Genomic DNA, 5,910 nt, shown 5'->3' on the forward strand with positions numbered 1-5,910 from the left:
TCGGCGGGCGACCTACCCACCATTTTCACGCCTGCGCGGCGTCCTCCCCAAGGGGACCGGGTGACTTGCAGCTATCGAGACCTTTTGTCCGGATTGTCCGTCGATAAGTGCAAGATCGTCGTGATCATGGGAGGGCGAGCCATGGGGCCGGGTGGTCGCGTACCGCCCGGACCACCGCGCCGGCCGCGCCGGCGGCGGCGGCCTCGGGGCCGAGCAGAGACGGCCGTACGGTGACCGGCGACCAGGCGGCGGTCAGCACCCGTCGACCGATCTCCGCCTCGACCACCGGCGACAGCCACGGTGCCAGCGGCGCGTAGATCCCACCGAGCAGCACCGTCTGCACATCCAGCAGGTTCACCACCCCGGCGAGGACCACACCGAGTGCCCCGGCGGCGGCGGTCAGCGCACGGCGTACCTGCGGTTGGCCGTCCGCGGCGCGCCCGGCCAGCTGCCGCAGCGCTTCGGCGGCGGTCAGCCTCTGGTCGGCGAGCCCGGCGGCCCGCAGGATCGCCTCCTGGCCGGCGTACTGCTCCAAGCAGCCGCGTGCTCCGCACCGGCAGGTGGGGCCGTCCGGGCGGACCGCGAGGTGACCGAGCTCGCCGCTCCAGCCGCGGGCACCCCGGAACAGCTGCCCGTCGACGACGATGCCGGCGCCGATGCCGATCTCACCGGAGACGTAGACAAACGTGGTCAGCTTGCCGTTGCGGGCGTGCAGCTCACCCAGGGCCGCCAGGTTCGCCTCGTTGTCGACGGTCAACGGCAGCCCGGCCAGCGGGGTGCCGGCGGCGGCCAGGGCGGCCGGCACCGCGACGTCCTGCCAGCCGAGGTTCGGGGCCAGCCGGACGACGCCTTCGCCGGTCACCAGGCCGGGTACGGCCAGCGCCGCACCGGCGATCGGCAGCTCGGCGACCTCCGGCGCGGCCAGGACGGTGCCGGCCAGCGTCGCCAGGCGGGCCAGCACCGCTTCGGGGGCTTCCGGGCGCTGGTCGGCGCGGTGTACGGCGCGGTGGCGGACCGCGCCGGTCAGGTCGACCACGCACGCGGCCAGGTAGTCGACGTTGATCTCCAGGCCGAGGCCGGCCGGGCCGTGCGCGGCGAGGGCCAGCCCGGTGGCCGGCCGGCCGGCACCGGTACGGGGCACCGGGTCGACCTCGGTCAGCAGCCGGCCGCCGATCAGTTCGTCGACGAGCGCCGAGACGGTGGCCCGGGTGAGCCCGGTGGTGGCGGCGATCTCGGCCCGCGACGGCGGCCGTCCGGCGGCGGCGACCTGGCGGACCACCAGGCCGAGGTGGTGCTCGCGCAGGCCAGCCTGGCGTAGCGGAGATTCTGGCGTGCGCATGGCCTTGACAATGCCACATCACCGGAAAATAATTCAATCACTAAACAAATCTGTCGTGTTACGCGGAGGTCACCATGACAGTCCAGCCCACACCGGCCGACAAGTTCTCCTTCGGGCTCTGGACCGTCGGATGGCAGGCCCGTGACCAGTTCGGCGACGCCAGCCGGGGCCCGCTCGACGCGGTCGAGGCGGTGCACCAGCTCGCCAACCTCGGCGCGTACGGGATCACCTTCCACGACGACGACCTGATCCCGTTCGGCTCCGACACGGCCAGCCGCGACCAGCACATCGCCCGGTTCCGCAAGGCACTGGACGAGACCGGCATGGTGGTGCCGATGGTCACCACCAACCTGTTCTCCCACCCGATCTTCAAGGACGGCGGCTTCACCAGCAACGACCGCTCCATCCGGCGGTTCGCGCTGCGCAAGGTGCTGCGCAACATCGACCTCGCCGCCGAGTTCGGCGCGAAGACCTTCGTCATGTGGGGCGGCCGGGAAGGCTCCGAGTACGACCACGCGAAGGACATCCGGGCCGCGCTGGACCGCTACCGCGAGGCCGTCGACCTGCTCGGCCAGTACGTCGTCGATCGCGGCTACGACCTGCGGTTCGCCATCGAGCCCAAGCCGAACGAGCCGCGCGGCGACATCCTGCTGCCCACCGTCGGCCACGCGATCGCCTTCATCTCCAGCCTGGCCCGCCCCGAGCTGGTCGGGCTCAACCCGGAGGTCGGCCACGAGCAGATGGCCGGGCTCAACTTCACCCACGGCATCGCCCAGGCCCTGTGGCACGGCAAGCTGTTCCACATCGACCTCAACGGCCAGCGCGGCGTCAAGTTCGACCAGGACCTCGTCTTCGGCCACGGCGACCTGCTGAACTCGTTCGCACTGGTCGACCTGCTGGAGAACGGCGGCCCCGACGGCGGCCCTGCCTACGACGGCCCCCGGCACTTCGACTACAAGCCCTCGCGCACTGAGGACTACACCGGTGTATGGGCCTCCGCCGCCGCCAACATGAGCACGTACCTGCTGCTCAAGGAGCGGGCCGCGGCGTTCCGGGCCGACCCCGAGGTGCAGGAGGCGCTCGCCGCCAGCAAGGTGCCGGACCTGGCCGTGCCGACCCTCAACCCGGGGGAGACCTACACCGACCTGCTCGCCGACCGCTCCAGCTTCGAGGACTTCGACCCGGACGCCGTCGCCGAGCAGGGCTTCCATTTCGTACGGCTGAACCAGCTCGCGGTCGAGCACCTGCTCGGCGCCCGGTCCTGACCACCCGCTGACCCCCGCCCATCCCGCCCGACCCTCCTGGAGGACCAGCCGTGACCCTCGTCGCCGGCGTCGACTCGTCGACCCAGTCGTGCAAGGTGGTGATCCGCGACGCGGACACCGGCAAACTGGTCCGCGAGGGCCGGGCGGCGCATCCGGACGGCACCGAGGTGCACCCGGACGCCTGGTGGGCGGCGCTGCAACAGGCCATCGACTCCGCCGGCGGGCTGGACGACGTGTCCGCCGCCGCCGTCGCCGGCCAGCAGCACGGCATGGTCTGCCTGGACGAGGCCGGCCAGGTGGTCCGCCCTGCCCTGCTGTGGAACGACACCCGCTCGGCCGGTGCCGCCGCCGAACTGATCGACGAGTTCGGTGGCGGCACCGCCGGCCGGCAGGCCTGGGCCGACGCGGTCGGCCTGGTGCCGGTGGCCAGCTTCACCATCACCAAACTGCGCTGGCTGGCCCACAACGAGCCGGCGTCGGCCGACCGTACGGCTGCGGTCTGCCTGCCGCACGACTGGCTGACCTGGCGGTTGGCCGGCACCGGCGACCTGGCCGCGCTGCGCACCGACCGCAGCGATGCCAGCGGCACCGGCTACTGGTCGGCTGCGACCGGCCAGTACCGACCGGACCTGCTCGAGCACGCCTTCAGTAGGACGCCGCTGGTGCCGACGGTGCTCGGCCCGACTGACCCGGCCGGCGCGCTGCGCTCCGGCGCTCCGCTCGGCCCCGGTGCCGGTGACAACGCCGCCGCCGCCCTCGGCGTCGGTGCCCGCCCCGGCGACGTCATCGTCTCGATCGGCACCTCCGGCACCGTGTTCAGCGTCGCCGACACCCCGGCCGCCGACCCGAGTGGGGCGGTCGCCGGCTTCGCCGACACCACCGGCCGGTTCCTGCCGCTGGTCGCCACCCTCAACGCCGCCCGGGTGCTCGACGCCGCCGCCACGATGCTCGGCGTCGACCACGACCGGCTCGCCGAGCTGGCGATCAGCGCGCCGCCCGGCGCGGACGGGCTGGTGCTGGTGCCGTACCTCGAAGGGGAACGCACCCCCGACCGGCCGACGGCCAGCGGCTCACTACACGGGCTCACCCTGGCCACCAGCACCCCCGCGCACCTGGCGCGGGCCGCCGTCGAGGGCATGCTCTGCGCGCTCGCCGACGGCCTGGACGCTCTGGTTGCCCAGGGCGCGGCCGTCAATCGGGTCATCCTGGTCGGCGGCGGGGCGCGCTCCTTGGCGGTACGCCGAATCGCGCCCGAGGTGTTCGGCTGCCCGGTGCTGGTGCCGCCGCCGGGGGAGTACGTCGCCGACGGTGCCGCCCGGCAGGCGGCCTGGCTGGCGCTGGGCACCCCGGACGCGCCCGACTGGACCCCGGCCGACACCGAGGAGTACGCCGCCGACCCGGTGCCCGCCATCCGCGACCGGTACGCCGACGCCCGCGATCACGTCCTGAACCGGGTCGCCGCCGGCTGACACTGCTGGCCGTACTCCGCTGTCTACGGTCTTGTTGTCTGGACGACGTCGTCGTCGATCCAGGACTGTCACTGCGTGTGGTCCGCTGTCTGTTGTGGGCGATATGTGGTGGCAGATCGTGATGGAGTCTTTACAGCTATGGGGGTGGATCTCTAGGGTCGGATGGACATGCCCAATAGTCACGGGGGTCCCTAGTGGATGCTGTTCATGTGCTGCCGTCCCGTCCGAGCCGTCCACGACATCATTGGCTGACGTTTCCGACCGCCGTGGTGCTGGGACTTGTCAGTGCGGCGCTGCCGCCGTCCCCGGTAGAGGGTCAGGCCCCGCAGCCGCAGTGTGCCGGTGAGGCGGCGACATCCGCTGCGGCCGAGCGGATCGCCGAGGCCTGCGCGGCTCGGGTCGAGGCCCTTGACCTGCGTGACGAGTATTCACAGGTTTATGTGGAGCCGGATGGTTCCCGGACCTTGGAATCGGCGGTCGTGCCGCAGCGGGTCCGTGCGGGGGCCGGCTCGTGGACGCCGGTCTCGACTGAGCTGGTGGAGCGGCCGGACGGCCGGTTCGCCCCGACGGCCACCACGGCCGATGTGTCGTTCAGCGGTGACGGTACGGGTCCGTTGGTGGCCGTGCGGATGGGTGGGCACGAGTTCACCCTGTCGTGGCCGGAGCCGCTTCCCGCGCCGACGGTGCAGGGCGACACCGCTGTCTACGGTTCGGTGTTCCCCGATACGGACCTGCATGTGATCGCCACCCCGACTGGCTACCGGCATGTGTTGGAAGTCAAGACCGCTCAGGCTGCGGCTCATCCGGACCTTGGGCGGATCCGGTACGTGCTCGGTGGGGACATCACCCCGCAGCCACTGGCCGAGGGCGGACTGCGGCTGGTAGACCCGGACGGGCGAACCGTCGGTGTCACACCGACGGCGTCGATGTGGGATTCGTCGGTCGATCCATCCGTAGGCGGTGAGGTGACGGCCGGCCGCGACGCGGCCGGATCGGCGGTGGCACCGGATCCGTCTACCGCCGCCGGGCCGGGACCGGCAGCGCCGATGGTGCCGATCGAGGTGGATGTGGCCATCGGGGATCTGGAGGTCGTACCGGACCCGGCGGTGTTGGCCGGCACGGAGACTGTCTACCCGGTGTTCATCGATCCGGCCTTCGACAACAAGAGCACCCGGTGGGCGTACGCGAACAGCATCAACACGAACTGGGACGTGGGCAACCGGGCATGGGTTGGGCGTAACTCCTACGACGGGGCGCTGTACCGGTCGTTCTTCGACTTCAACGTCTGGCAGATCCGCGGCAAGCGGATCCTCTCCGCGCAGGTCCGCGCCAAGCTCGACCACTCCTGGTCGTGTTCGGCGACATGGGTGCACCTGTACCGGACGGCGGGTGTGTCGGCGACGCCCCGGATGTCGTGGGGCACTCGTCCGCTGCCGTCGTCGAAGTGGTTGGCGGCGCAGGAGGCCAACGCCAACGAGGCGGGTGGGTGCGGCGTCATCCAACCGGATGTCGACGTCGAGTTCGGCGGCTCCGCCCTGACCAGCGACGTGCAGTACGCGGTGAACCGACAGTGGACCGGCTATACGGTTGGGTTGTGCGCGTGCAACAGCTCGGGGCAGTACGAGTCCACGCAGGACCGCTGGAAGAAGTTCTACGTCGATCAGACCTGGCTGATCGTCAGCTACAACTCGCGGCCGGGTGTCCCAACGGAGCTGACCACCTCGTCGGTGGCGTGCGGTGGTGTCGTCGGCACCACGTCCCCGACCTTGCGGGCCCGGTATGTCGACCCGGACGGTTCCGACACCCTGATCGGGAGGTTCGAGTGGAAGGACGTGAC

3 protein-coding genes and 1 pseudogene are annotated in these 5,910 nt (G+C 71.4%); 3 read left to right on the forward strand and 1 reads right to left on the reverse strand.

Annotated elements, in window-relative coordinates:
* Positions 1-124: 124 nt before the first annotated feature.
* Positions 125-1,339 carry an ROK family protein gene (locus ACFHVL_RS30530; RefSeq protein ID WP_416632053.1) on the reverse strand — a complete coding sequence of 405 codons (1,215 nt, stop codon included), beginning with the start codon at positions 1,337-1,339 and terminating at the stop codon, positions 125-127.
* 74 nt (positions 1,340-1,413) lie between these two features.
* Here ACFHVL_RS30530 and xylA point away from each other — a divergent pair, with 74 nt between their 5' ends.
* From xylA to ACFHVL_RS30545, 3 genes and pseudogenes are all read left to right on the forward strand, one after another.
* Entirely contained in the window at positions 1,414-2,604 is a 1,191-nt protein-coding gene (gene xylA, locus ACFHVL_RS30535; RefSeq protein ID WP_416632054.1) for a xylose isomerase, read from the forward strand.
* Positions 2,605-2,654: 50 nt separating this feature from the next.
* Positions 2,655-4,073, forward strand: coding sequence for a xylulokinase (xylB, locus tag ACFHVL_RS30540; RefSeq protein WP_416632055.1), 1,419 nt, complete (start codon positions 2,655-2,657; stop codon positions 4,071-4,073).
* Positions 4,074-4,339: 266 nt separating this feature from the next.
* Positions 4,340-5,910 (forward strand): annotated as a pseudogene (locus ACFHVL_RS30545) (LamG domain-containing protein); the annotation flags it as partial.

The organism is Micromonospora sp. LOL_023, assembly GCF_048060115.1.
Lineage (GTDB): Bacteria > Actinomycetota > Actinomycetes > Mycobacteriales > Micromonosporaceae > Micromonospora_E.

What these genes read in the sequence shown, in the direction of transcription:
- ACFHVL_RS30530 (WP_416632053.1), bottom strand. Translation starts at nt 1,339, where the DNA reads ATGCGCACGCCAGAATCTCCGCTACGCCAGGCTGGCCTGCGCGAGCAC.
- xylA (WP_416632054.1), top strand. Translation starts at nt 1,414, where the DNA reads ATGACAGTCCAGCCCACACCGGCCGACAAGTTCTCCTTCGGGCTCTGG.